The following is a 24042-nucleotide window of genomic DNA, read 5'->3' on the forward strand; positions in this document are numbered from 1 at the left end:
GGTTTCAATGGTTTTGCAGGTTGGTTTTGCAGGTTTTCGGTCGGGCGGTGCGTGGTCGGCTGCAGCCGGCGACCAGCGCGCCGCCCGGCCGGGACTCCCGGGATCCGCACAGAGAGGGATCCCCGAGAGGAGGTGACGAAAGGGATGAAGATCTCCGAGCAGGACCGGCGGGAGATCCAGCGGCGCTTTGAGGCGATGGAATCACCGGTGGTCCTCAAGCTGTTCATCCGCGCGGACAAAGACGAGTGCCCCTACTGCGAGGACACCCGCCAGCTGCTGGAAGCGGTGGCGGAGCTCGACGACCGCATCACCCTCGAGGTCCACGATGTCGAACTGGAACCCGAGCTGGCCGAGCGCCACGGCGTCGACATGGTCCCGGCCATCCTGTTCGCCCGGGCGGACGGCAGCGACACCGGGATGCGGTTTTACGGCATTCCGGCCGGTTACGAGTTCGGGACGCTGATCGACGACATCGTCGACGTCTCCCGCGGTGTCACGGGGCTGTCCCCGGAAACCGAGGCATACCTGCGGTCGCTGGACACCCACGTCCACCTGCAGGTATTCGTCACGCCGACGTGCCCGTACTGTCCCCGGGCGGTCCGCCTGGCTCACAAGATGGCCCTCGCCAGCGACCGGGTGCGGGCCGACGCCATCGAGGCCATGGAGTTCCCCGATCTGGCCAACCGGTTCGCGGTGTTCGGTGTTCCCAAGACCGTGGTGAACGGGTCGGCTGCCGTCGAAGGCGCGGCACCGGAACCGCACCTACTGGCGTTGATCAAGGAGGCCCTTTCCTGACAGGGTTCCCTCGGCCGTGACAACCCGCCGGTCTCCCAGGGGAGGCCGGCGGGTTGTCGTGGCACCCCGCCGGCAGGGCGGCGGGCAAGAACGGCCGACAGAAGCGTAAGGAGGCCCACCCCGGTCAAGCCGGCTCGACCAGGATGGCGTACTGCTCATGCTCCGGATGGTGCTTGCGACCCAGGATCTTGAAACCCTCCCCGGTCAACCATCCGGCCAGGTCCGCCTCGGCAATGCGCTCCTCCCGGGGCGGGCCCACCTCACCGGCCCCCTCCGGATCGAACTCCGCCACCACCATGCGGGCGCCCGGCAACAGCCAGCGGTGAAGGTGACCCAGGACCGCCCTCGGATCCGGAACATGGTGGAGCACATGGGCCAGGACCACCTTGCGGGCATGGTGGGGCGGGATGACCCTGGCCAGGTCGTCCTGGGCGATGTCCGCCTGGACGGCGTGCACGTTGCCGAGTCCCTCTCCCTCCACCTGCCGGCGCAGAAAGCGCAGGGCCTCCGGCCAGTGGTCCACCGCGTACACGCGGCCGTGGGGCCGCACCCGGCGGGCGGCCAAAAGGCTGGTGAGCCCCGGGCCCGCACCCAGGTCCACCAGGTGATCCCCGGGCCGGAGATCCAGCCACTTCAACCATTCCTCCACCAGGGCTTGACGCCGTTTCTGGTGCTCGAAGATCTCCGCCCAGGAGACCTGGGCCTCCCACGGTTCGTGGTGCCCAGCCCCGTGATCCCTGCGCCCGTGGCGCGCAGCCTCCGGCACAGGGTGGTTGGCCCCACCGTTGTGGTTCGGCGCCAACGGCGGGCATGCCATACCCCCACCTCCCCTTCATTCCGACCCCGAACGGGGACCCGGCTCCCCGGTCACCAGGAAGAAGGGCAGGACGGGTCGTGGCCCGTGCTCCTGAACCGGTCGTTGGTCGCCGGGAGGAACCCCGCGCTCCCGCGTCGCAATCCTAAGACCGGAAAGGAGCGACCACGGTGACCGATCCCCGCATCCAGAGGTTCGCCCAGGTCCTGGTGCGCTACTCCCTGGGCCTGGAGCCCGGCGATCACCTGCTGATCCAGACCTCTGACCTGGCGACACCCCTGGTCCAGGCGATCTACCGGGAGGCCCTTCGGGCCGGGGCCCTGCCGCAGGTGCTGGCCCAGCTGGAGGGTCTCGGCGAGATCTATTTCAAGGAGGCCTCGGAGGACCAGCTCCGGGTGCTGACCCCCCTGGACCGGGTGGCCTACGAGGAGTACCGCAACTCCCTGGTCATCCACGCGCCCCACAACGTCAAGGCCCTGAGCGGCGTCGACCCGCGGCGGCTGGCCATCGCCCAGGAGGCCCGGCGGCCGCTGACCGAGAAGCTCATGGCCCGCATCGGCCGGGACGGCAAGTACTGCGTCACCCTCTTCCCCACCCAGGCCCTGGCCCAGGAGGCCGGCATGTCCCTGGCCGATTACCAAGAGTTCGTCTTCGCCGCCTGCCGCCTGGACGAGGACGACCCCGTCGCCGCCTGGCAGGCGGTCAGCCGGCGGCAGCAACGGCTGGTGGAGTTCCTCAACGGCGTCCGGGAGATCCGGGTGGTGGGGGACGGCACTGATCTCACCCTGTCGGTGGCCGGCCGCACCTGGATCAACGCCGACGGCCACATCAACTTCCCCGACGGCGAGGTGTTCACCGGTCCGGTGGAAGCCAGCGTCCGCGGCACCATCCGCTTCAGCTTCCCGGGGATCTTCCAGGGGCAGGAGATCGAGGACATCCGGCTGCGCTTCGAGGACGGCCGGGTCGTCCACGCTGAGGCCGCCCGCGGCCAGGCGCTGCTCGACGCCCTGCTGGCCACGGACGGCGGCGCCCGCTACGTGGGCGAGTTCGCCATCGGCACCAACGACCGGATCACCCGCTTCAGCCGCAACCTGCTCTTCGACGAGAAGATCGGCGGCACCGTGCACCTGGCCCTGGGCGCCAGCTACCCCATCACCGGCGGCCGGAACCAGTCCTCGATCCACTGGGACATGATCTGCGACCTGCGCCAGGGCGGGGAGATCTACGCCGACGGCGAGCGGATCTTCGCCGACGGCCGGTTCCTCATCGCCGTGTAGCCTGATCGCGGTGAAAGGGCGGCCGCCAGCCCCCATGGCGTGCCGCCCGTCACCACGGCTTGGGCACCACCCACCACCGCGGCGACCGCGAGGCGCCACCACCACGCGACGGGGCCACCCCCCACGCGACAGGGCCACCCACCACGCGCCGGGGTCCCCACCACGCGACGGTGCCACCCACCGCGTTACGGCGCCACCCACCACCACCGCCCGTCCCGCACCTCCACCCGCGCCGCCCCCTGGCGCTCCAGGGTCGCCAGCACACCCAGGAGAGCCGTTCGGTTCAAGGCATAGGCGGCCGGGTCAGCCATGACGACGCCTAAATGGGCGCCCAGCTCGGCCAGCAGGTCCTCCGTCCCCGCCGGCCCCCGCCGGAGCCGCTCCGCCGCCCAGTCCAGCAGGCGCCGGACGGCCGCGGCGTTGGCGTCCAGCACCGCCTCCAGCGCCGGCCCCGCCTGCACGGCCGGCCCGTGGCCGGGGACGAACCAGGCCGCATCCACCCGCCGTACCCGTTCCAGGGAATCCAGCACCCCGCCGGCGTCCACCAGGTAGGGGATGGAGTGCTTGGCCAGGGGCTCTAGGCCCAGGAAGCTGTCGGCAGCGAAGAGGACCCCGTCCACCCGGTAGCCCACCTGGCCCAGGCTGTGGCCGGCCAGGTCGACCACCTCCACCTGCACCCCGCCCAGCTCCAGGACCTGGCCCGGCTCGACCTCGTGATCCACCGGCGATGCCTCCGCCAGGAGGAACCGGCTGCGCAGGGCGGCGATGGGGGCCGCACCGCCGAAGAGGTAGACCGGCTCGTAGAGGGGCTGGCGGATCACCGCGGCCTCGACCGCCGGCGCGTAGACGGGCACCGCCGTCTTGCGCAGGATCTGGGCGTTGCCGCCGAAGTGGTCGGCGTGGGCATGGGTGTTCAGGATCGCCCGCACCGGCTCGCCCAGGGCCTCCGCCGCCCGCAGGATCTTGTTGGCGGCCGAACGGTCGAGCCCGGTGTCCACGATCACCACGCCATCGCCGGTCCGGATCAGCCCGGCGTTCACCGCTCCCTGGAGGAACACCACCCGGTCCGTCAGCGGCCGGGGTTCCATCGCTCTCCCCCCTGTCGGCCCCCCGTCCCCGGTGTCCGCGCAGCCAGACCGCCGCGGGAACGAAAACGGCCGGAGTGCCCGCCCTCCGGCCGTTTTTCGGTACCCCGACTGCCGATCCTTCCCGACCGAATCGCCCGCCTGCCCCCGCCGGTCCGCCCCCGCTCGCCGGCGGCGACGGGTTGCGCCGGGGGCGGCACAGGCCCCGCATCCGCCCGCCCGGCCCGGGACGCCGGCGGGCCCGGCTCATCCCGCCTAGTAGGCGAACCGGGGGTTGGCCGCAGCCCCCGGGCGGGCCGGTTCGTCCGCCCGGGCGTCGCCGCCAGGACCCGCAGGCCCCTGGCTCCCGCGCCCCTGGGGCCCGGCCCCGGTGGCAGCCGGCGCACCGGCGCCCGCCCCGGCATCTCCCGTCACCAGGGCGACGGCGGAACTGGTCCCCAGAAGCTCCGCCCCCGCCTCGATCAGGGCCCAGGCCTGGGCCGCCGTCTTGATGCCGCCCGAGGCCTTGACGCCGACGCCCGCCGGCACCCGCTGCCGGAGGAAGCGGATGTCGTCCGGCGTCGCCACCCCCACGGCGCCGCCGCTGGCGTTCTTCAGCCAGTCGAAGCCCACGGCCAGGGCCAGCTCGACCATCGTCTCGCGCTCGGCGGGGTCCAGCAGCGGCAGCTCCAGCATGGCCTTGGTCGCCGCCGGCCGGGCCGCCCGGACCACCGCCTCCAGGTCGGCGCGGAACTCGTCCAGCCGGCCGCTCTTGAAGAGGCCCAGCGGGACCATGATGTCGATCTCGTCCACGCCCGCCTCGGCCAGGTCCCGGGCCTGGGCGACCCGCGCCGCCGTCGTCATGCAGCCCAGGGGGAAGTCGACGAAGGACGCCACCCGCACCGCCGACCCGGCCAGAACCCGCCGGGCCAGGGGCACCCAGAGGGGCGGCACCATGGCGGCGTGAAAGCCGTACTCCAGGCAGGCCCGGCAGTGGGCGATCACCTGCGCTTCGGTAACGTCACTGGCGATCAGGGTCGACTGGACGAACCGGGCCAGGCGCGCCCCGCTGCGCCCCGCCCGGCCGGCATCGGCCGCCGGCCCGCCGCTCTCCCTGCCGCCATCCTTGTGCGCCGGTGCCGCGCCCACCGCGGTCGCGGCCCAGGTATTGCCGTCCTTGCCATCGCCCTGCAACGGTCGCCCGCCTCCTCCCTTTCGTTCAGCGCCGGGAGAGGATGTCCATCAGCAGCGCCTTGAACCGCGCCGTGTCCGCCCCCAGGCAGACGTGGGCGTTGACCTGCTCGACCCGCTTCTCCACCCCCGCGTACGCCGCCGGGGTGACGACGGAGGCGCCCCGGGTCAGCTCGCCCCGGGTCTCGATGTCCACGTGGCAGGGCTGCCAGCCCCGGGCCACGGCCGGGTCGGCGATCATCGCCGCCACGATGGAGTCGGGATGGGTCACCCCGCGGATGCCCACCGTCTCGTTGAACCGCCGCACCACCCGGTTGACCTGGAGGTAGAACCGGCTGAGCTGGGTCCCCAGGCGGTCGATGTCCTCCAGATCCTCGTCGGTCAGCACCGCATCCCGCACGCACAGCCCCCAGTCGACCATGTAGATGGGGAACCCGGCCTTGAAGACGATCCGGGCCGCCTCCGGGTCGACGTAGAAGTTGTACTCCGCCGCCGGCGTGATGTTCCCCGGCGCGAAGTAGGTCCCGCCCATGATGTACAGGGCTTTGACCTTGGTGGCGATGGAGGGGTCGCGGATCACCGCCGCGGCGATGTTCGTCAGCGGCGCCTGGGCCAGGATGGTCAGCTCGCCCGGGGCCGCGTGGATCCGCTCGATCAGGGCGTCCACGGCGTGCTTGGGCTCCGGCCGCTGCCGGGCCTTGGGGAAGAAGGAGTCGCCCATGCCGTCGCGGCCGTGGACGTAATCCGCCGCCACCCACTCGTTGACCAGGGGCACCGCGCAACCCGGATAGACCGGCACCTCCCCGCTGCGACCGGCCATCTCGATGGTATAGAGGGCGTTCTCGATCTGCTGCTCGAAGCCCACGTTGCCCACCGAGATGGTGACGGCCTCCAGCTGGATGTTGGGGTGCAGGAGGGCGATCAGCAGCGAGTTGACGTCGTCCCCTGCGGTGTCGGTGTCGATGATCAGACGAACCGGCAAGCCCGATTCCTCCTTCGTCCGCCCGGCGGGCGTCCGCCCGGCGGGGCGCCCCTCCCCCGGGGGCCGTCAGCCCCCGTGGGCCGCCAGCAGTTCCTCGAGCCGCTCCCGGTGGGGCAGGGCCGGGATCACGCCCAGGGCCGTGCAGGCCAGGGCCCCGGCGGCGGCTGCCCGGCGGGCGGCCTCGACCAGCGGCCGCCCCTCGGCCAGCGAGACGGCCAGGGTGGCGCTGAAGGCGTCGCCGGCCCCGGTGGTGTCCACCACGGTCACCGGGAAGGCAGGGATCGCCGTCACGCCGCCGGGTTCCACCACCAGCGCACCCTGGGCGCCGCGGGTCAGGACCACCGTCCGCACCCCCGCCTCCAGAAGGCGCCGGCAGAGGACCAGAGAGTCCGTCGGGTCGTCGGGCGCCAGCCCCAGCAGGATGCGGAGCTCGGTCTCGTTGGGCGTGACGACATCGGCCAACGCCAGGTCATCGAGCGCGAGGGGCCGCGCCGGCGCCGGGTTGAGCACCGCCGCCACCCCCGCGGCCCGGGCCAGGCGCAAGGCGTGGACCGCCGCCTCCACCGGGATCTCCAGCTGGGTCAGGACCACGTCGCTGGCCGCCAGCCGCTCCCGGGCCCGTTCCACCTGCGCGGGTCCGAGCAGGCTGTTGGCCCCCGGATCCAGCACGATGAAGTTCTCGCCCTCGGCGTTGAGGACGATGAAGCCGACCCCGGTGTTCCGCCCCTGCACCACGCCCAGATAGCGGGTGCCGACCCCTTCCCGGCGGTAGAGTTCCCAGGCCACCGCGGCCAGGTCGTCGTCCCCCACCAGCCCGACGAACTCCACGTCCGCCCCCAGGCGGGCGGCCTGCACCGCCTGGTTGCTGCCCTTCCCCCCGGGACCCCGGTCGAAGTCCCGCCCGACCACCGTCTCCCCGGCGACGGGGAAGCGCTCGGCCCTCAACGTGAGGCCGACGGCGAAGCTCCCCACCACCGTCACCACCGGCCGGCCCTGCCGATCCCCACCCATCCTGTCACGCCCCCTGGGCAACCTGACGACGTCGCAGCCCGACGCCCGGAATCAACGCCTTTCCCACTTTCCCGTGAGAAGACAGCGCTTGACGGTGCTCGACGGCGCTAGAAGGACAGCTTCGCCCCGGCCGGTCCCGGCCAGCCGCCGCCGGCCAGCGGGTCCCCCATCTCGGGAAGAACCGGCCCCCGCCGCCCGGCCGGCCCGACGCTCGCCGGCTCCCGCCCGCGGCCTTCCCGCGGCCGGCGGACCACCGCCGAGAGGCGGAACCGATCGCCGCGCAGCCACACGTCGGAGTACTCCACCGGGCGGCCGTCCTCCAGATAGACAACCTGCTGGATGTAGAACAACGGAGCGCCTTCGGGAAGGTCCAGGTGCCGCGCCACCGCCCCCTCGGCGCCCAGGGCCTCGAAGGTTCGCTGGCCCCAGGCCAGGCGGAGGCCGTAGTCCTGCTCCAGGGTGCGGAACAGGCCGTGGCGGGTGAAGTCGACCCGCTCCAGGCCCGGCGCCAGGCCGGCGGGGACGTAGTTCTCCATGTAGGCCACGGGACGCCCTTCCACCAGGCGGACCCGGGCCAGGTGGACCACCCGCTCCCCAGGGTCCAGCCGCAACAGGGAGGCCACCCGGGCCGCCGGTTCCTCCAGGCCCTGGTGCAGGACCCGGGTACTGTAGGCGATGCCGCGCTCTTCGAGGAGTTCGGAGAAGGCGGAAAGCCGCTGGGCCAGGGGCTGCTCGATCCCCCCGGTGGTGACGAAGGTCCCCTTGCCGTGGATCTGGTCCAGGACGCCCTCGCGGACCAGCTCGGCGATCGCCTTGCGCAGGGTGCCGCGGCTGACGCCGATGGCCGGGGCCAGGTCCTCCTCCGCCGGCAGCTTGAACCGCTGGGGCCAGCGGCCCGAACGGATCTGTTCCAGCATCCAGCCCTTGATCTGCAGGTAGAGCGGGACAGGGCTCGACCGGTCGAGCTGCGGTCCCTCCACGCCCATCCCCCCAAACCTTTCAGGAACGGAACCCCAGAACCCCAGCCAGGTGACATTTCCACCGATCGACCATTGGCCCCGAAGGCCCGTGGGCACCGGAACCCCACCACTCCGGCAGGGCGCCGGTGCCCTCGGACGTACCCATGTGCCCCAGCAGAGGCGAAGTAGAGGTCTATAGACGTACATGCCCCGCAAACAACGTACCATGGGCCTTTCGAGCATGTCAACCAGTGGCTGGCGAATTTTTTGTCGCGTCACCCTGGCACTCCCGTGAAGTCACCTTCGTGACTCGCCGTGACACCGGATCCCTGCGCGACCCCGTGGCGCCGTCACCCTTGGCATGGGCCGGGACGCACCGGAAGGCCTGGGGCGCCCCGCAGACCCCAACAGGACCCATCGTCCGGGCGACGAAAGAAGCCCGCATGAGCGAGCACGGTCCGGCCCCCCTGCTGGTCGTCGAGGGTCTGGTCAAGCGCTATCCCGGCGGCCCCGTGGCTCTGGCCGGCGTCACCCTGCAGGTTTGCCCCGGTGAACGGGTGGTCTTGCTCGGCCGCAACGGCGCCGGGAAGACGACCCTGATCCGTTGCATTCTCGGCCTTCTGGTACCCGACGCCGGCCGCGTCCGCGGCCCCGGGGATGGGACCAGCCATGCCGGCGGCCATGGAGCCGGGAACGGCGGGGGGTGTTGCCGCACCCCGATCGGGACCCAGGTTGGGGTGATATTCGAAGATGCAAACAACAGCTATCCCTACCTGACCGTCCTTGAAAACGTGATGTACTTCGGCCTGCTAAACGGCTGGCCCCCGGCCACCGCCCGGCGCCGGGCGGTGGAGCTGTTAGACCAGGTCGGCTTGAGCGCCCAGGCTCGGAACCTGACCCAATCCCTGTCGCGGGGAATGCGACAGAAGCTGGCCATGGCCGTGGCGATGACGAAGGACGCGCCTTTGCTCCTGCTGGACGAACCGACCTTGGGCCTGGACATCGAAGCTCAGCACGCCTTGCGCCGGTTCCTCCGCCATGGTCTGCCGCCGGGATGCGGGGCGCTGATCGCCACCCACGATGCCGGCTTCGCCCACGCCGTCGGTACCCGTTTCGTGATCCTGGACGGGGGCCGTCTGGTGTGGCAGGGCACCCCGGACCAGGTCACCGGACCCGAGACCCTGGAAGCCCTATTTCTTAAGGTCATCCGACGGGCGGCAGTGTTCTCCCAAGGGCGCGCCACGCCACCTGAAGCCGGCCTTTCGTGGCCGCGGGATCCAGGGACATCGGGGGCCAACCCGGATCACGAGATAACCCGGGTGGTCGAACCGGCAACGGGCGGCGGTCCGGACGGCGACGGCCCGTCGTCCGGGGCCGGCGTTGAGCCCAGCGATCACGCCTCCGCGACCCGATGCTCAGGGCTCGCGCTGAGGCAAGCACCTACCACCGCCGGCGCGCCGGGCTTTGGCAACGTCCTGCGGGCCGCCTGGATCAAGAAACGTGCCGAGTATCGTCGGTACTGGCTCGACTTCGTCATCGGGCTGGCCATCAAGTGCATCTTCTTTCTGGGTGCCCTCTTTGCCGTCCCTGACGCACCGCCCCCGGAGGCCGCTCTACGGGTGCTGGGGTTCGGCCTCTGGTACCTCAGCGCCCATGGGGTGGCGAAACTGGGCAACATGGCCCTGGAGGAGGCGTATATGGGGACGGCCGAGCAGGTCTTGGTCACGCGCACCCGCCCGTCAACTTGGCTCGCGGGAACGTTGGGTATGGAGTTGCTCCTTTCGATCATCTGGGTCGGACTGTTCAGCGGGGTGGCAGCGCTGCTGATCGGCCCCAACAACTTCCTGCAGGGGCTCGCCGCCATCGCGTCGCCGGGATTCCTTCTTGCGCCGGCAGGTGTGGCCGGGATGGTCGGGATCGGCCTGGCCGCTCTGGGCCTCTCCCTCCGGTTCAAACAAGTCGGTTCGGTGGTTGAGATCCTGCTGTACTACCTGCTGGTGTTCTCCGGGTTCTTCCTTCCACCGGGCCCCCTGCCGGCCGTGCTGGATGTTCTCAACGCCGCCTCACCCCTAGCCCGCGTTGTTGAGGGCATCCGCGGGATCGGACACGGTACGTCGGTCTGGCAGGCGGTCGTGGTCGCCTGGGCCGTCGCCCTGGCCTGGATCGCCGTGGGCTGCGCCGTGCTGCGCAAGCAGTGGCTGTGGGCGCGCCGGGCCGGCCGGCTCGGCAGCATCGCGTGAGCCGTCATGGACCGGTTCCCGTTCCTCGACCGGTTCGGGTTCCTCCGGCGGGCGGCATGCAGGGTTTGGGCACTGGCCACGGAAGGGGAGGGTTCCCATGGCCCGCAGCAACCTGCGTGAGGTAGCGGCCGTGTTCCTGCGGCTGGGTGTCCTGGCCTTCGGCGGACCGGCCGCCCACATCGCCATGATGCAGGACGAACTGGTCCGGCGCCGGCGCTGGCTGGACGAGCAACGCTTCCTTGACCTTCTGAGCATCACCCACCTGATCCCCGGGCCGAACTCCACGGAGCTGGCCATGCACCTGGGGATGGAACGGGCGGGCTGGCGGGGATGGCTGGCCGCGGGCGCCTGTTTCATCCTGCCGGCCGCGGTGATGGTCGGGATCCTGGCCCACGTCTACACGGTCTACGGCCGGACGCCCGTGGCCGAGCGGCTCTTGGAGGGCGTGCTGCCGGTGGTCCTGGCCATCGTCGTCCAGGCGCTGTGGAGCCTGGGACGAACCGTGTTCCGCCCGCCGGCCCGGCCTAAGGCAGCGTCCTCCGGCGGCGCCCGGCCAGGACCTGGCGACGGGCGTGGGGCCCAGGCCCCCACCGCCCGGGGACAGGCAGCCGCCGCAGCGCGGGCCGGCACGGCCTGGGCCGGCGTGGCCCGCGCCGCGCTGGCCCTGGTCACCCTGACCCTCTACCTGGCGGGCGTCCACGAGCTGCTCCTGCTGCTCGCGGCCGCCGCGCTGTGGGGCGGGGCCGCCGCCCTTAGCCGGCAGCCCCGTCACCGGCCCCGCCGGCGGCCGCCGCAGCCTGCCCTGGGGATCGGCGTGCTGGGCGCGGCCGGCGGTCCCGGCGTGGGTCGCCTCCTGCTGGCGGCTGCGGGGACGTCCCCGGTGCCCTTCAGCCTGAGCACCCTATTCCTCACCTTCTTGAAGATCGGGTCGGTCCTGTACGGCAGCGGGTATGTCCTGCTGGCCTTCCTGCAGCGGGACTTCGTCCAGCGGCTAGGGTGGCTCACCGAGCGGCAGCTGCTGGACGCCATCGCCGCCGGCCAGTTCACCCCGGGGCCCGTCTTCACCACCGCCACCTTCGTCGGTTACGTCACCGGCGGCTGGGCCGGCGCGGCGGTGGCCACCCTGGCTATCTTTTTGCCGGCGTTCGCCTTCGTCGCGGCCATCCGCCCCCTGACCGACCGGCTGCGGCGCTCGCCGGTCCTGGCCTCGGCCCTGGACGGGCTCAACGTGGCCTCCCTGGCCCTGATGGCGGGGGTCACCTGGCAGCTGGCCCGCACCGCCGTGTTCAACCTCTGGACGGCCGGGCTGTTCGCCGCCGCCCTGCTCCTCCTGGGACGAACCCGGCTCAACTCGGCCTGGCTCATTGCGGCGGGTGCGGCCACCGGACTGTTCCTCCCCCGCTAGCTCGGCCAAGGTCAGGCACCGCCGTTAAACAACCATCATCAGCCCGAAGATGACAGCTAGCATGGCAGCGGACATCAAAGGAGCGACTCGCCATGTCTCGCTCGTCAACAGCTGATGGGCTCTTAGTGTTTGGAATGCGCTCACGGTATACGGCAGGACGACTAGTCCGGCCGTCACCACCCCAGGAGTATACATTCCCAACACCACAGTCTGACCCACATGCGTAAATACGTTGACAAACAGGATCAGGACCGTTGAAACGTATAAGTTCATGCTAGGGCCTGCCTGAATCGTGCGGGTTGCGAAGTAGGCGATAAGGGTATACATGACGGCAACCAGCAGGACGACCAGTCCAAACTCGGCGGGTTGATATGCCATGCGCCCCAGGATGGGCAAAAAATGAAGCCGAGCGGGTGGTTCCGAGAAACCGTCAGCCTGCTCGGCTTCAGCGTCGCTTTCGCTTCGCGGCGACCATCCCGTGCAATCTGCTCAGGACGGTGGATCTTCGCGTTCTACCGTTTCTCCTTTATCCTGGCACAGGTGCGCCATCTGGTGACGGTTTACTCCACGGTGACGCTCTTGGCCAGGTTGCGCGGCTTGTCGACGTCGGTGCCCTTGGCCACCGCCGCGTAGTAGGCCAGCAGCTGCAGGGGCACCGCGGCCACCACCGGCATCAGCAAGGGGTGAACCACGGGCAGCTTCACCGTGCGCCGGGCGTACCGCTCGATGCCGGCCAGGTCCCGCCGGATCACGGCGAAGACCGTGGCGCCCCGGGCGCGGACCTCCTCGATGTTGCTGACCATCTTCTCCCGCAGGGCGGGCTGGGTCGCCAGGGCGATGACCGGCGTACCCTGCTCGATCAGCGCCAGGGTGCCGTGCTTGAGCTCGCCGGCGGCGTAGGCCTCGGCGTGGATGTAGGAGATCTCCTTGAGCTTGAGCTGGCCCTCCAGGGCGGTGAAGTAGTCCAGGCCCCGGCCGATGAAGAAGGCGTCGGTCCAGCCGCCGGCCTCCTCACCGATGGCCTTGACCTCCTCCTCCACCCGCAGGGCGGCCTCCACCGCCTCAGGCAGCTGGCGCAAGCTTTCCAGCAGGTTCTTCCGGCCCAGGGGCCCGGTGAAGCCCGTCAGCTCCGCCAGGTGGACGGCCAGCAGGGTCAGGGCCACGATCTGGGTCGTGTAGGCCTTGGTCGATGCCACGGCGATCTCCGGCCCCGCCCAGGTGTAGACCACGTCGTCGGCCTCGCGGGCGACGGAGCTGCCGACCACGTTGGTGATGGCCAGGACCCGGGCGCCGCGCCGCTTGGCCTCCCGCATGGCAGCTAGGGTGTCGGCGGTCTCCCCCGACTGGCTGATGGCGACGAACAGGGTGCGCTCGTCGACCAGCGGCTCGCGATAACGGAACTCCGAGGCGATCTCCGTCCAGGCCGGGATGCCGGCCAGCCGCTCGATCAGCCGGCCGCCCACCAGCCCCGCGTGATAGGCGGTGCCGCAGGCGACCAGGTAAACCGCCCGCAGCTGCCGCACCCACTGGGGGTCGAACCGGACGTCGTCCAGCACCACGCCTTCGCCGGAGCGGTGGATCCGGCCGGACAGGGTATCCCGGACCGCCCGCGGCTGCTCGTGGATCTCCTTGAGCATGAAGTGGGCGTAGCCGCCGCGCTCCGCCTGCCCGGGGTCCCAGGAGACGGTCATGGGCTCCCGCTCCACGGGCGTGCCGTCCAGGCGCAGCAGCTGGACCCCGTCGCGGGTCAGGACCGCCATCTCCCCTTCCTCCAGGGGGATGACCCGGCGCGTGTGGGGCAACAGGGCGGGGATGTCGGAGGCGAGGAAGTTCTCCCCGTCCCCGAGCCCCACGATCAGCGGCGACGCCTGCTTGACGGCCACGATCTTGCCGGGCTCCCGCCGGGTCAGCACCGCCAGGGCGTAGGCACCCTCCAGGCGGGCGGCGGCCCGCTGCACCGTGCGCACCAGGTCGCCGTCGTAAAGCTCCTCCAGCAGGTGGGCGACGACCTCCGTGTCCGTCTCGGAGGCGAAGCGGTGGCCGCGGGCGGCCAGTTCGTCCCGTAGCTCGGCGTAGTTCTCGATGATCCCGTTGTGCACCACGACGAAGGCGCCGGTGCAGTCGGTGTGGGGATGGGCGTTGGCGTCCGACGGCCGGCCGTGGGTGGCCCAGCGGGTGTGGCCGATGCCGGCGGTCCCCCGCAGGGGCCGCTGGGCCAGGACCTCCTCCAGGCCGTCGATGCGGCCCTGGCGCTTGCGCACGTCCACGGTGCCGTTGTAGCTGACGGCGATCCCCGCCGAGTCATAGCCGCGGTATTCCAGGGCGCGCAGGCCGCCGATCAGGATGGGGACGGCCTGTTTGGGTCCGACGTAACCGACGATGCCGCACATAGGCTGCCTTTCCCTCCTACGGAATCCGAAATCCGCTCCGGGGAATCCGGGGAAGCCGCCCGGGACCCTGGGGCCCCCGCGCCGAGGGCCTGCGGGCACCGCGAGGGCCCATCGGCACGGAAAACCCCCCGGCCCCGCACCCGGTGCCAGTCTCCGCGGGACGGGCACGGCCCACAGCCCCCGCCTTCCGACCCGAAGGCCTGCCACGGCCCCGCCGAACCCGCCCGTCGCGGGCCGGCGCGCCGCGTCGCAGGCCGGCGCGCCGCTGGTGGCAGGGCCGGTGGTCGCAGGACCGGCCGGGCCGGGTACGCAGCCGTCCCCCGGATTTGCCACGTTGGGATGACGCTCGCTGATCGGCCGGCGGGCCCGCTGCTCAAGGACGCACGAAGGCTGGAACGCCACCGCGCCCTCCGATCCGCCGGCCTGATTTGGCATGAGGCACGCAGAGGAGGGAGCCGGCAGGACGAACCCGCGCCGCGGCCAGGCATCCCCGGCCCGCACCGGCGGGTCCATCCGCCGTCCGTGGAGGGGTTCGTGCCACCTGGCCCGTGTTGTCCCCGGGATCGCTCCCGGGTTTTGCCGGGCCGCTCTCGGTCGTGGCCAACCGCCGGGCGATCCGCCGATCCTTCGATCCGCCCGGTCCTCGTCGACTCGCCGGCCTGCCGCCGGCGAGCCCTGGCGCTAGCAGGCATCGACCCGCTTTCGGTACCGCTGGACGAACCCGCTCCCTTGAAACCGCTGCCGGAAACCGCTCCCGTTCCCCTGCCAGGCGGCCGATGGCGCCGCCGCCGGCCCGGGCACCACCTCCTTCAGGGCATCCCATTCTATGCGTGCCGGCCCGTCCCCTGTCAACGGCCCGCCGGCGAGCCCAGGGCGCGCCGGACGGCGCCGGCCACCGCCTCGGCCAGCTCCCGCACCAGGGCCTCGTCGTCGCCCTCCACCATCACCCGGATCAGCGGTTCGGTCCCCGAGGCCCGCACCAGGATCCGCCCCGCCTCGCCGAGCCGGCGGCGGGCCGCGTCGATGGCCGCCTGGATGGCCGGATCCTCCTCCCAGCCGTCCCGCCGGGCCACGGGCACGTTGAGCAGGACCTGGGGGACGGGCTGCACCACGGCCGCCAGCTGGGAGAGGGGCTTGCCCGTGCGCACCATGACCGCCGCCAGGGCCAGGCCGGTGAGGATGCCGTCGCCCGTCACCGCGTGCCGCCGGAGGATGACGTGCCCGGACTGCTCCCCACCCAGGACGAACCCGCCCTGCTCCATGGCCTCGAAGACGTGCCGGTCGCCGACCCGGGTGCGGACCAGCCGCAGGCCCGCCGCCTTGAGGGCGCGCTCCAGGCCCAGGTTGCTCATCACCGTGGCGACCACGGTGTCGCCGGCCAGCTCGCCCCGGGCGGCCATGTCCAGGGCCAGGACGGCCAGGATGGCGTCGCCGTCGACGATCCGGCCGGTTTCGTCCACGGCGATCACCCGGTCGGCGTCGCCGTCGAAGGCCAGCCCCAGGTCGGCCCCTTCCCGCCGCACCGCCTCGGCCAGGGCCTGGGGGGCCGTCGACCCGCAGCCCACGTTGATGTTGGTCCCGTCGGGCGCGTCGTTGATCACGGTGACCCGGGCCCCCAGCGCCCGCCAGGCCGCGGGCGCCCACGGCGTAGCCGCCCCGTGGGCACAGTCCAGCACCACCCGGAGCCCGTCGAAGCGGGTCCCGGCGGCCCGGCCCAGGTGCTCCAGATAGCGGTCCCCCGCCTCCGGGGCCTCTTGCCGGCGACCCACGGCGCCCCCGACCGGCGGGACGAACCCGGCCGCCCCCGCCGGTTCCAGGACCAGGCCCTCCACCGCCTCTTCCAGCTCGTCGGGCAGCTTCCGCCCCTGGGGATCGAAGAACTTGATCCCGTTGTACTCGGGCGGGTTGTGGCTGGCCGAGATCACCGCGCCGCCCGTCGCCCCCAGGGCGCCCGTCAAATGGGAGACACCGGGCGTCGTCATGACCCCCAGGGGCACCACCATCGCGCCGGCCGACATCAGGCCCGCCGCCAGCGCCGCCTCCAGGAGCTCCCCGGACGCCCGGGTGTCGCGTCCCAGCACCACCCGGGGCGGGCCGCCCCATCGCTCGGCCAGCACCCGGGCCGCCGCCCGGCCCAGGTCCAAGGCCAGCTCCGCCGTCAGCTCCGTGTTGGCCACACCGCGGACGCCGTCGGTTCCAAACAAGCGTGCCATCCCGGTCCTCCCATCTCGCCTTCTTGCGGCTTTGGCTCAGCGGCCGCTCGCCCCGGACCCGGCACCGGAGGGCCCTTCGGCTGAGCCCTGGGTGGACCCCTCCGCCGCCCCGCCGCCATTGCCGCCCGGGCCGGCGCTGCCCTCCGGGGTGCCGGTTCCACCGCCCCCGTCGCCCTGGGCGGGGCGGATCTCCACGGTGACCCGCACCGCCCGCGGGCCGCCCGCCAGGACGATGCCCTCCGGCACGGCCAACGGCACCTCCCGGGTAACCGTCTCGTCCAGGCCGCCGATGTCCACCGGTTCGGTCTGGAGGAACTCCAGGTCCTGCAGCAGCCGTTCCTCCCGGGCCCGCACCGTGACCTCGGCCGGTTCGATGGTGATGTTCCCGATCTCGAACCCCTCGGCCGGCGTCCCCGCCAGGCGCGCCTGCACCGGCACCGTCTTGCGCGGCATGAAGACCACGGGCACCGTGACCTGGACCGTCAGGGGCTCCAGGACCAGGGCCTGGGGATAGGCCGCCTCCACCGGGCGGCCCGAGGCGTCCACCGGGACCAGGGTGACCGAGTGGGCGATGGTGCTCTGGATGCCGCCCACCGGCACCGACGCCACCACCCGGGCCACCCGTTCCACCAGGCTGCGGGCGCCGCTGACGGTCACCTGTTCCACCGAGACCGCCGGGTTCTCGATGATATAATCCGGCGCCGGTTCCCCGTTTAGCTGCAGTTCGACGGGGACGGTCTTCTCCATGCGCTGTTCGATCCGCACCGTCACGTACTGGGGGCTGACCCGCACGACCCGCAGGCGGCCGCGGGCGGGGATCACCGTCACCGGCCGGGTCGCCTCCCCCGGTCCCACCCCGCTGACGTCCACCGTCACCCGGGCGTCGCGCCCGCTCAGGTCCTCCAGGAACTCCTGGGGCCCGCTCAGGGTGACGTCCACGGCGTGGGGTTCGAGGGAGAGGACGGCCAGCCCGGGGTCCAGGCCCTCGGGCACCACCTCGACATCGTACACCGTCCGCGCCTGGTCGGGGTTCTGGCTGCTCATCACGCCGAACCACAGGATGATGGCCAGGATGACGGACAGGATCTTGAGCCGGGTCTCGTTCTCGAACAGCCGCTCCATCAGGACGACCCCCGCATCCAGGGCAGCAGCGACGGCGTCTCCTCCGGCGCCAGCAAGGACGTCAACAGCTCCTTCAGCGTCGCCTCATCCAGGTTGCGGATCAGCTTGCCGCCCTGGGCCAGGGAGACGCGGCCCGTCTCCTCCGACACCACGATGGCCACGGCGTCGGAGTGCTCGCTGATCCCGAGGGCCGCCCGGTGGCGGCTGCCCAGCTCGGGCCCGGGCCCCGCCTCCTCCGTCAGCGGCAGGAAGGTGCCGGCGGCCATCACCCGGTTGCCGCGGATGATCACCGCCCCGTCGTGCAGCGGCGTGTTGGGGATGAACACGTTGACCAGGAAGGGCGCAGAGACGATCCCGTCGATGATGATCCCCGTCTCGATGATCTCGTTCAGCCCCGTCTCCCGCTCCACGACGATGATGGCGCCGACCTTGTTGCGGGACAGCTGCTCGACCGCCCGCACCACCTCGTCGATCATCCGGGCCACGTCCTGCTGGGGCAGGGCGAAGAGGGGCCGGGCGAAGAAGCGGCCGCGGCCCAGCTGTTCCAGGGCGCGGCGCAACTCGGGCTGGAACACGATGGGCAGGGCGACGATCAGGGCCAGCTGGGCCTGGCGCAGCAACCAGTGGATGGTGTCCAGCCGCAGCCAGCCGCTGATGCTGGTGAAGACGACCAGCACCAGGATGCCGCTCAAGATGGGCACGGCCCGCGTCCCGCGGATCAAGAGGAAGAACCGGTAGAACAGGTAGGCGACCAGGGCGATGTCCACCAGGGAGATGAGCCAGTCGACCCAGGTCATCGTGAACAGGAACGCGGGCAGCGGCACCTCGGGCCTCCCTCCCGGGGCTGCCGCGGGCGCGGCAGCCGGCGCTCACCCCGGCCGGTTCCGCCCCGGCCGGACCGGACGGATTCCAGGGCGCGAGCCTGGTGGAACCGGCCCCGCGGCCACGGGCCCGCCGGCAGCGCGGCGAGCCGGTGCCTAGCCGGTGGCCGGCTCGGGCCGGATGTAATAGGCGAGGCTCTGCAGTTCCAGCGTCAGGTCGATGTTCTGCACCACCACGCCCGGCGGCACCTGCAGGGTCACCGGGGCGAAGTTCAGGATCGCCTCGACCCCCGCGGCCACCAGCCGCCGGGCCACCCCTTGGGCGGCCGGCGCCGGCACGGCGATCACCGCCAGCCGGATCCCCTCCCGGCGGATCACCGCCTCCATGGCGTCGGCGGGCTGGATCTCCAGGCCCTCGATGCGCTCCCCGATGCGGGCGGGGTCGCTGTCGAAGACGGCGACGATCCGCACGTCCCGGTGGCGCGTGCGGTTGTACCGCGCCAGGGCCGTGCCCAGGTGGCCGGCGCCCACCAGGGCGATGGGGACCTCCCGGTCCAAGCCCAGGATATGCCGCAACCGGTCCGCCAGGACATCGATGCGGTATCCCACGCCCCGGGTGCCGAAGGCGCCGAAGTAGGCCAGGTCCTTGCGGATCTGTTCCGAGGAGTAGCCGGTGCGGGCGGCCAGGTCGGCGGAGGAGACGATCTCGTGGTCCTCGGCCCGCAGTTCCTCCAGGGCCCGCAGGTAGACGGGAAGCCGCCGGATCGCCACGTCGGGCACCCGCGCCGGTGGCCCGCCGGTCGCCGGCACGGCCTCGCCCGCCGGGCCGGGTTCGTCCGCCGCCCGTTCCGCCTCGGTCGCCGGCCGCCGGCCGGTTGTCCTGCGCTCCCCGTCCCCCGATCGGACCGCCATGCCCGCCTCCCTGCATCCCCGAACCGCCGGCCGGACGCCCGTCCTTCGGGTCCCGGGCCCCGGGCCCGGTGGACCCGGCCCGGCCCCGCTCCCGGCGCCGCCGGGTCAGTGCTTCCGGTCCAGGATGAACCGGGCCAGGGCCCGCAGCTGGGGCTCCATCGGCGCCCCGGCCAGTTCGTCCAGCGCCTCCAGGGCCTCGTGGACGAATTGCTCGGCCCGCCGGCGGGCGTAGTCCAGGCCGCCCGCCGCCTCCACCCAGGCCGTCACCCGCTCGACGGTGGCGTCATCGACCTGCCGCGCCTCAAGGCGCTCCAGCAGCCACGGCTGGGGGTCCTTGGCCAGGGCGAAGAGCACCGGCAGCGTGAGCACGCCGCTGCGCAGGTCGGTCCCCCGCGGTTTGCCCAGTTCCTCCGGGTCGCCCGTCAGGTCGAGGATGTCGTCGATCACCTGGAAGCCCATGCCGATGCCGTAGCCGTAGCGGCGCAAGGCCTCGACCTGGCGGTCGGAGGCGCCGCCCATCAGGCCGCCCATCAGGCAGCAGTGGCTGATGAAGTGGGCCGTCTTCTTGAAGATCCGGCGGTAGTAGCCCTCTTCCCCGGTGCTGGGGTCGAAGAGCTGGGCCTGCTGCTCGATCTCGCCGGTGGACATCTCGTAGACGGCCTCGGCCATCACCCGCACGACCCGGTTGTCGCCGTCGGCGGCCAGCAGCGAGAAGGCCCGGGCGAAGAGGAAGTCGCCCGTCAGGACCGCGGTCCCCGTCCCCCACCGCACGTTGACCGTGGGCAGGCCGCGGCGCGCCGTGGCCCCGTCGACGATGTCGTCGTGGACCAGGGTCGCCATGTGGATCAGCTCCACGGCCGCGGCGACCGGCAGCAGCCGGTCCCGGTCGTAGTGGAAGTTGCGTGCGGTCAGGAGCAGGAGGGCGGGCCGCAAACGCTTGCCGCCGCCACGCTGAAGGTAGGTGGCCAGCTCCACGATGTGGGGATCGGGACCGTCCAGCGCCCGCCGGATCGCCACCTCGACCCCGGCCAGGTCGTGGCGGATCGGTTCGAAGACCGCTCCCGCCGACACGGTCACCGACGCTTGCCCTTCGCCTGCCATGCATCTTCCCCCGGCACACCCGCGGCGCCTGCGGCGCTCCCCGGGGCAGGAAATTTCGTCAACACGCGGGACATGATTCATTTTACCCTTCCTGGTACCGGGCCGCCAGCGCCTGGAGCCGCCGGATCCGGTGCCCCACGGCGGACTTGGAGAGGGGTGGATCCAGCATCTGGCCCAGGTCCCGCAGGCTGGCGGAGGGGTGCTCGATCCGGGCCCGGGCCACCTCCCTCAAGGAGGGCGGCAGCCCCTCCCAGCCCACTGCCTCCACCAGCCGGCGGATGGCCGCCACTTGGCGCAGGCCGGCGTCCACCGCCTTGCGCAGGTTGGCCGTCTCGGCGTTGACCAGGCGGTTGACCTGGTTCCGCACGCCCCGCACCACCCGGTGGTTCTCCAGGGCCAGGACGGCCTGGTGGGCCCCCAGCCGGCCGAGGAACTCGGCGATCTGGTCGGCCTCCTTGAGATAGAGCCCCACCCGGCCGCGGCGCCGGGCCCGTCCCGGCCGCAGGCCCCAGCGCCGCAGCTCCGCCGCCACCTGCCGGGCCACGGTCACCCCAGGCACGACCACCTCCGCGTGGTAGCCGTGCCCGGGCCCGCTGACGCTGCCGGCGCCCAGGAAGAGGCCGCGCAGGAAGGCCTCCCGGTCCGCCCGCCGCCGGGGCCGCTCCCCCGCCGCGGGGTCGGGCAGCCCCTCAAGGACCCAGGGCCGGCCGGCGCTGCGGCCCGCATCGGTGGAAGCGGTAGCCGAAGCCTCGCTGGCGCCGCCTGTGCCGCCGGGGCCGCCGGTGCCGCCGGTGTCGCGGCCATCGCCGGCCTCGCCGGGCGCCTCGTCCAGCCACAGCTCGTAGACGTTGCCCCGCCCCAGCCGGCCCCGGCGGTCCACCACCAGCCGCGGGCGGACGCCGTACCGGGCCCGCACCAGCCGCACCAGGAGGCGGGCCGTGGCGGCGCTCTCGGTGCGCCAGCGCCAGGCGCCGCCGGCCACCGGGGCCCCGCAGCCCAGGCAGAGCCCGGCCAGCTCCCAGGCCAGGGCCCCGGCATCGGCCGGCCAGAGGCGGGCCAGTTCGTCCTTCACCTGGCCCGAGAAGGTCTCCCGGATCAACGGCATCCCTCCCGGCCGCCAGCCCGGGGGCCTCAGGCGTCGCGGGCCACCCGGGCCGGTTCGTCCGCGCCCGTCTCCTCGCGCCAGAGGCGCTCGCCCAGGAGGAAGAAGTCCAGCCGCCGGCGGGGGTTCACCCGGGGGCGCGCCGCCAGCAGCACCCGCAAAAGGGCCCGGGCCAGCCGCTGGGGATCGTGGCGGACCAGGTCGTCGCCCGCCAGGAGGCGCGCCGTGTGGACCTGCAGGCCCATCTGCCGCAGCCGCTCCCGGTCCAGCCGGACGACCTCCTGGCCCTGCTGCCGGTACCGCTCCAAAAGCGCCGCCGGCGGCTGCTGGACGTTGACCAGGACGTGGTGGAACAGGCCGGGGCCCACGGCGTCGATCAGGGCCCGGGCGTGGTCGGCGGCGGTGTAGCCCGTGGTCTCGCCCGGCTGGGTCATGGCGTTGATCACCAGCACCTTGACCGCCCGGGAGCGGCGCAGCGCGTCGCGGATCCCGGGGATGAGGAGGTTCGGCAGGATGCTGGTGTACAGGCTCCCCGGCCCCAGGACGATCAGGTCCGCGCCTTCGATGGCCTCCACGGCCGCCGGCGGCGGCTCCGCCCCCGGGGGTTCCAGCCACACCTTCTCGATGGGCACGGCATCGGCGGCGATGGCCGACTCCCCGCGCACGATCCGGCCGTCGGCCATGCGGGCCACCAGGGTGACGGGCGTCAGGGTCGACGGCAGCACCTGCCCGCGCACGGCCAGCACCTTGCTGGACTCGTAGACCGCCTGTTCGAAGTCGCCCAGCAGTTCCGCCAGGGCTCCGATGAACAGGTTGCCCAGGCTGTGACCGGCCAGGGTCCCCTGGGTGAAGCGATGCTGGAAAAGCTGGGCCATCAGCGGCTCGGCGTCGGCCAGGGCGACCAGGCAGTTGCGGATGTCGCCGGGCGGCAGGATGCCCAGCTCGCCCCGCAAGCGCCCGGAGCTGCCGCCGTCATCGGCCACGGTGACGATGGCGGTGACGTTGCCGGTGTACTCCTTGAGCCCGCGCAACAGGACCGACAGGCCGGTTCCACCGCCGATGGCCACGACCCGGGGCCCCCGGTTGAGCCGCCGGCGCAGGACCAAGCGGTCCATGGCGCCGCCGTTGGCGCCGCCCGCCGGGGTCAGCAGCTCGGCCACCACCCGCAGGACGCGGTAGGTGGCGGCCATGGCCAGCAGGGCGCCGGCCACCATGACCAGCACCCCCGGCCACGGTCCGGGGACGAACCGGCCCGTGACTGCCTCCAGCTGGCGGCGCAACCACCCCTCGGCCGCCGCCCAGAGGTCGGCGCCGGCGGCCATGGCCCCGCCCAGGGCGACCAGGTAGAGGCCCGCGGCGAAGACCACCAGCCATCGCTTGATGCGCAGGCCCGGCAGGAGCCAGTATGCCAGCTTCATCCATCATCCTCGCTTCCCCTGGGCCCGCTCCGCCAGGGAGCGCTCCACGTCCCGATGTTCCACCAGCACCCGGTGCCCCTGGTTGCGCAGGTGGGCCGCCAGGGCTTCGGCGATCACCACCGAGCGGTGCTGGCCGCCGGTGCAGCCCACGGCCACGGTGAGCTGGGTCTTGCCCTCGTTGATGTACTGGGGCAACAGGAAGTCCAGCAGCTCCTGCAGCTGCTCGAGCAGCCGGCGCGCGCTGGGCCAGCGCAGCACGTACTCCCGCACCCGGTCGTCCAGGCCCGTCATGGGCTGCAGGTCGGGGACGTAGTGGGGGTTGGGCAGGAAGCGGACGTCGAAGACCAGGTCCGCGTCCGCCGGCAACCCGTAGCGGAAGCCGAAGCTCACCACGTGGGCGATCAGCCGCGGCGTCTCCGGCCCGCCCCACAGGTCGGCGATGCGCTCCCGCAGCTGCCGGGGCGTCACCTCGCTAGTATCCAGGATCACGTGGGCCCGGCCCCGCAGGGCACCCAGGCGCTGGCGCTCGGCCCGGATGCCCTCCAGCAGCCGCCCCTGGGGAGCCAGGGGGTGGCGCCGCCGGGTCTCCTTGAAACGCTTGACCAGCGCTTCGTCGGACGCCTCCAGGAACACGATCCGGTAGAACACGCCGGCCTTGTCCAGCTCCTGCAGGGCTTCCACGGCCTGGTCGAACCAGTCCCCCCCGCGCACGTCCATGACCACGGCGACCCGGCGCACCGGGCTGTCGGGCTGGCGGCACAGGGCGGCGAAGGGCGCCAGGAGGGCGGGGGGCAGGTTGTCGACGCAGAAGAACCCCAGGTCTTCCAGGGCGTGGATGGCCTGGGTCTTGCCGGCTCCCGACAGGCCGGTCACCACCACCAGCTGCAGGTCACGGCCGGCCCCGGTGCCGCCCTGGGCCTCCGCTTTGGCCTCGGGCGCCGGCGCCGGCGTCCCGTCGCGGGTCCGCCCCTCGCCGGCGTTGGCGGCCGTGTCTCCCGGCTGGGCCGCGGGCGCGCCCACGGCCGGCAGCGGGGATCCCTCCATGCCCCTCACCTCCTTGCCCGGGTCCGGCGGGCCGCGCCGGGCGCCGGCGGCTCCCGGCGCCGGCGGCCCAGCGGGTGCCCGCTCCCCGTCCCGAGCGAGCCCAGCGGCGGTCGAGCCCCGAATGGATGGTTTGGGCTCCGATACCCGGCCTGGGCTCCGATGCCCTGGGATCATTTATCCT

General features: G+C 72.5%; 19 protein-coding genes and 1 pseudogene. 4 read left to right on the forward strand and 16 right to left on the reverse strand.

Annotation, left to right across the window (positions count from 1 at the left end; genetic code table 11):
• Positions 1-144: 144 nt before the first annotated feature.
• Positions 145-795, forward strand: coding sequence for a protein disulfide oxidoreductase (gene pdo / locus ACYQ02_RS11325; RefSeq protein WP_460040524.1), 651 nt, complete (start codon positions 145-147; stop codon positions 793-795).
• A 124-nt stretch (positions 796-919) separates the two neighbouring features.
• On the opposite strand, the gene ACYQ02_RS11330 is transcribed toward pdo, so the two are convergent.
• Positions 920-1561: a class I SAM-dependent methyltransferase gene (locus tag ACYQ02_RS11330; RefSeq protein WP_460040525.1), complete on the reverse strand. Its 642-nt coding sequence runs from the start codon at positions 1559-1561 to the stop codon at positions 920-922.
• A 218-nt stretch (positions 1562-1779) separates the two neighbouring features.
• Here ACYQ02_RS11330 and ACYQ02_RS11335 point away from each other — a divergent pair, with 218 nt between their 5' ends.
• Positions 1780-2886 (forward strand): aminopeptidase, encoded by a 1107-nt coding sequence (locus ACYQ02_RS11335; RefSeq protein WP_460040526.1) that lies wholly within the window; start codon positions 1780-1782, stop codon positions 2884-2886.
• A 185-nt stretch (positions 2887-3071) separates the two neighbouring features.
• Here ACYQ02_RS11335 and ACYQ02_RS11340 read toward each other — a convergent pair whose 3' ends face one another.
• From ACYQ02_RS11340 to ACYQ02_RS11360, 5 genes are all read right to left on the reverse strand, one after another.
• Positions 3072-3974 (reverse strand): MBL fold metallo-hydrolase, encoded by a 903-nt coding sequence (locus ACYQ02_RS11340; protein ID WP_460040527.1) that lies wholly within the window; start codon positions 3972-3974, stop codon positions 3072-3074.
• Positions 3975-4226: 252 nt separating this feature from the next.
• The gene (deoC, locus tag ACYQ02_RS11345; protein ID WP_460040528.1) at positions 4227-5144 is read right to left on the reverse strand and encodes a deoxyribose-phosphate aldolase; all 918 of its coding nucleotides are present in this window, start codon (positions 5142-5144) and stop codon (positions 4227-4229) included.
• A 25-nt stretch (positions 5145-5169) separates the two neighbouring features.
• A complete protein-coding gene (locus tag ACYQ02_RS11350) occupies positions 5170-6123 on the reverse strand; it encodes a nucleoside hydrolase (RefSeq protein WP_460040529.1) in 954 nt (317 codons plus the stop codon).
• 66 nt (positions 6124-6189) lie between these two features.
• Positions 6190-7134, reverse strand: a complete 945-nt coding sequence (locus ACYQ02_RS11355; RefSeq protein ID WP_460040530.1) for a ribokinase — start codon at positions 7132-7134, stop codon at positions 6190-6192.
• Between the two features lie 107 nt (positions 7135-7241).
• Positions 7242-8114 carry a GntR family transcriptional regulator gene (locus ACYQ02_RS11360; protein ID WP_460040531.1) on the reverse strand — a complete coding sequence of 291 codons (873 nt, stop codon included), beginning with the start codon at positions 8112-8114 and terminating at the stop codon, positions 7242-7244.
• A 422-nt stretch (positions 8115-8536) separates the two neighbouring features.
• Between ACYQ02_RS11360 and ACYQ02_RS11365 the strand changes: the two genes are divergently transcribed.
• Together ACYQ02_RS11365 and ACYQ02_RS11370 are read left to right on the forward strand one after the other, a co-directional pair.
• Entirely contained in the window at positions 8537-10333 is a 1797-nt protein-coding gene (locus ACYQ02_RS11365; protein WP_460040532.1) for an ABC transporter ATP-binding protein/permease, read from the forward strand.
• 97 nt (positions 10334-10430) lie between these two features.
• The gene (locus tag ACYQ02_RS11370) at positions 10431-11738 is read left to right on the forward strand and encodes a chromate transporter (RefSeq protein WP_460040533.1); all 1308 of its coding nucleotides are present in this window, start codon (positions 10431-10433) and stop codon (positions 11736-11738) included.
• Between the two features lie 24 nt (positions 11739-11762).
• Here the strand turns inward: ACYQ02_RS11370 and ACYQ02_RS11375 are convergent.
• From ACYQ02_RS11375 to rapZ, 10 genes and pseudogenes are all read right to left on the reverse strand, one after another.
• Positions 11763-12146, reverse strand: a pseudogene (locus ACYQ02_RS11375) (HXXEE domain-containing protein); the annotation flags it as partial.
• Between the two features lie 152 nt (positions 12147-12298).
• Positions 12299-14128, reverse strand: coding sequence for a glutamine--fructose-6-phosphate transaminase (isomerizing) (gene glmS / locus ACYQ02_RS11380; protein ID WP_460040535.1), 1830 nt, complete (start codon positions 14126-14128; stop codon positions 12299-12301).
• Positions 14129-14976: 848 nt separating this feature from the next.
• Positions 14977-16341, reverse strand: a complete 1365-nt coding sequence (gene glmM / locus ACYQ02_RS11385; RefSeq protein WP_460040536.1) for a phosphoglucosamine mutase — start codon at positions 16339-16341, stop codon at positions 14977-14979.
• A gap of 36 nt (positions 16342-16377) precedes the next feature.
• Positions 16378-17463: a CdaR family protein gene (locus tag ACYQ02_RS11390; RefSeq protein ID WP_460040537.1), complete on the reverse strand. Its 1086-nt coding sequence runs from the start codon at positions 17461-17463 to the stop codon at positions 16378-16380.
• Positions 17463-18287, reverse strand: coding sequence for a diadenylate cyclase CdaA (gene cdaA / locus ACYQ02_RS11395; RefSeq protein ID WP_460040538.1), 825 nt, complete (start codon positions 18285-18287; stop codon positions 17463-17465). Before cdaA ends, ACYQ02_RS11390 begins: the two co-directional genes overlap by 1 nt.
• Positions 18288-18440: 153 nt before the next feature.
• The gene (locus tag ACYQ02_RS11400; protein WP_460040539.1) at positions 18441-19196 is read right to left on the reverse strand and encodes a redox-sensing transcriptional repressor Rex; all 756 of its coding nucleotides are present in this window, start codon (positions 19194-19196) and stop codon (positions 18441-18443) included.
• 105 nt (positions 19197-19301) lie between these two features.
• On the reverse strand, positions 19302-20297 hold the full coding sequence (locus tag ACYQ02_RS11405; protein ID WP_460040540.1) for a polyprenyl synthetase family protein: 996 nt from the start codon (positions 20295-20297) through the stop codon (positions 19302-19304).
• A gap of 82 nt (positions 20298-20379) precedes the next feature.
• Positions 20380-21396 carry a DNA-binding protein WhiA gene (gene whiA / locus ACYQ02_RS11410; RefSeq protein WP_460040541.1) on the reverse strand — a complete coding sequence of 339 codons (1017 nt, stop codon included), beginning with the start codon at positions 21394-21396 and terminating at the stop codon, positions 20380-20382.
• A 32-nt stretch (positions 21397-21428) separates the two neighbouring features.
• Positions 21429-22817, reverse strand: coding sequence for a gluconeogenesis factor YvcK family protein (locus ACYQ02_RS11415; protein ID WP_460040542.1), 1389 nt, complete (start codon positions 22815-22817; stop codon positions 21429-21431).
• Positions 22818-22820: 3 nt separating this feature from the next.
• On the reverse strand, positions 22821-23705 hold the full coding sequence (gene rapZ / locus ACYQ02_RS11420; protein ID WP_460040689.1) for an RNase adapter RapZ: 885 nt from the start codon (positions 23703-23705) through the stop codon (positions 22821-22823).
• Positions 23706-24042: the final 337 nt, after the last annotated feature.

The sequence above is a fragment of the Thermaerobacter litoralis genome, from assembly GCF_054654595.1.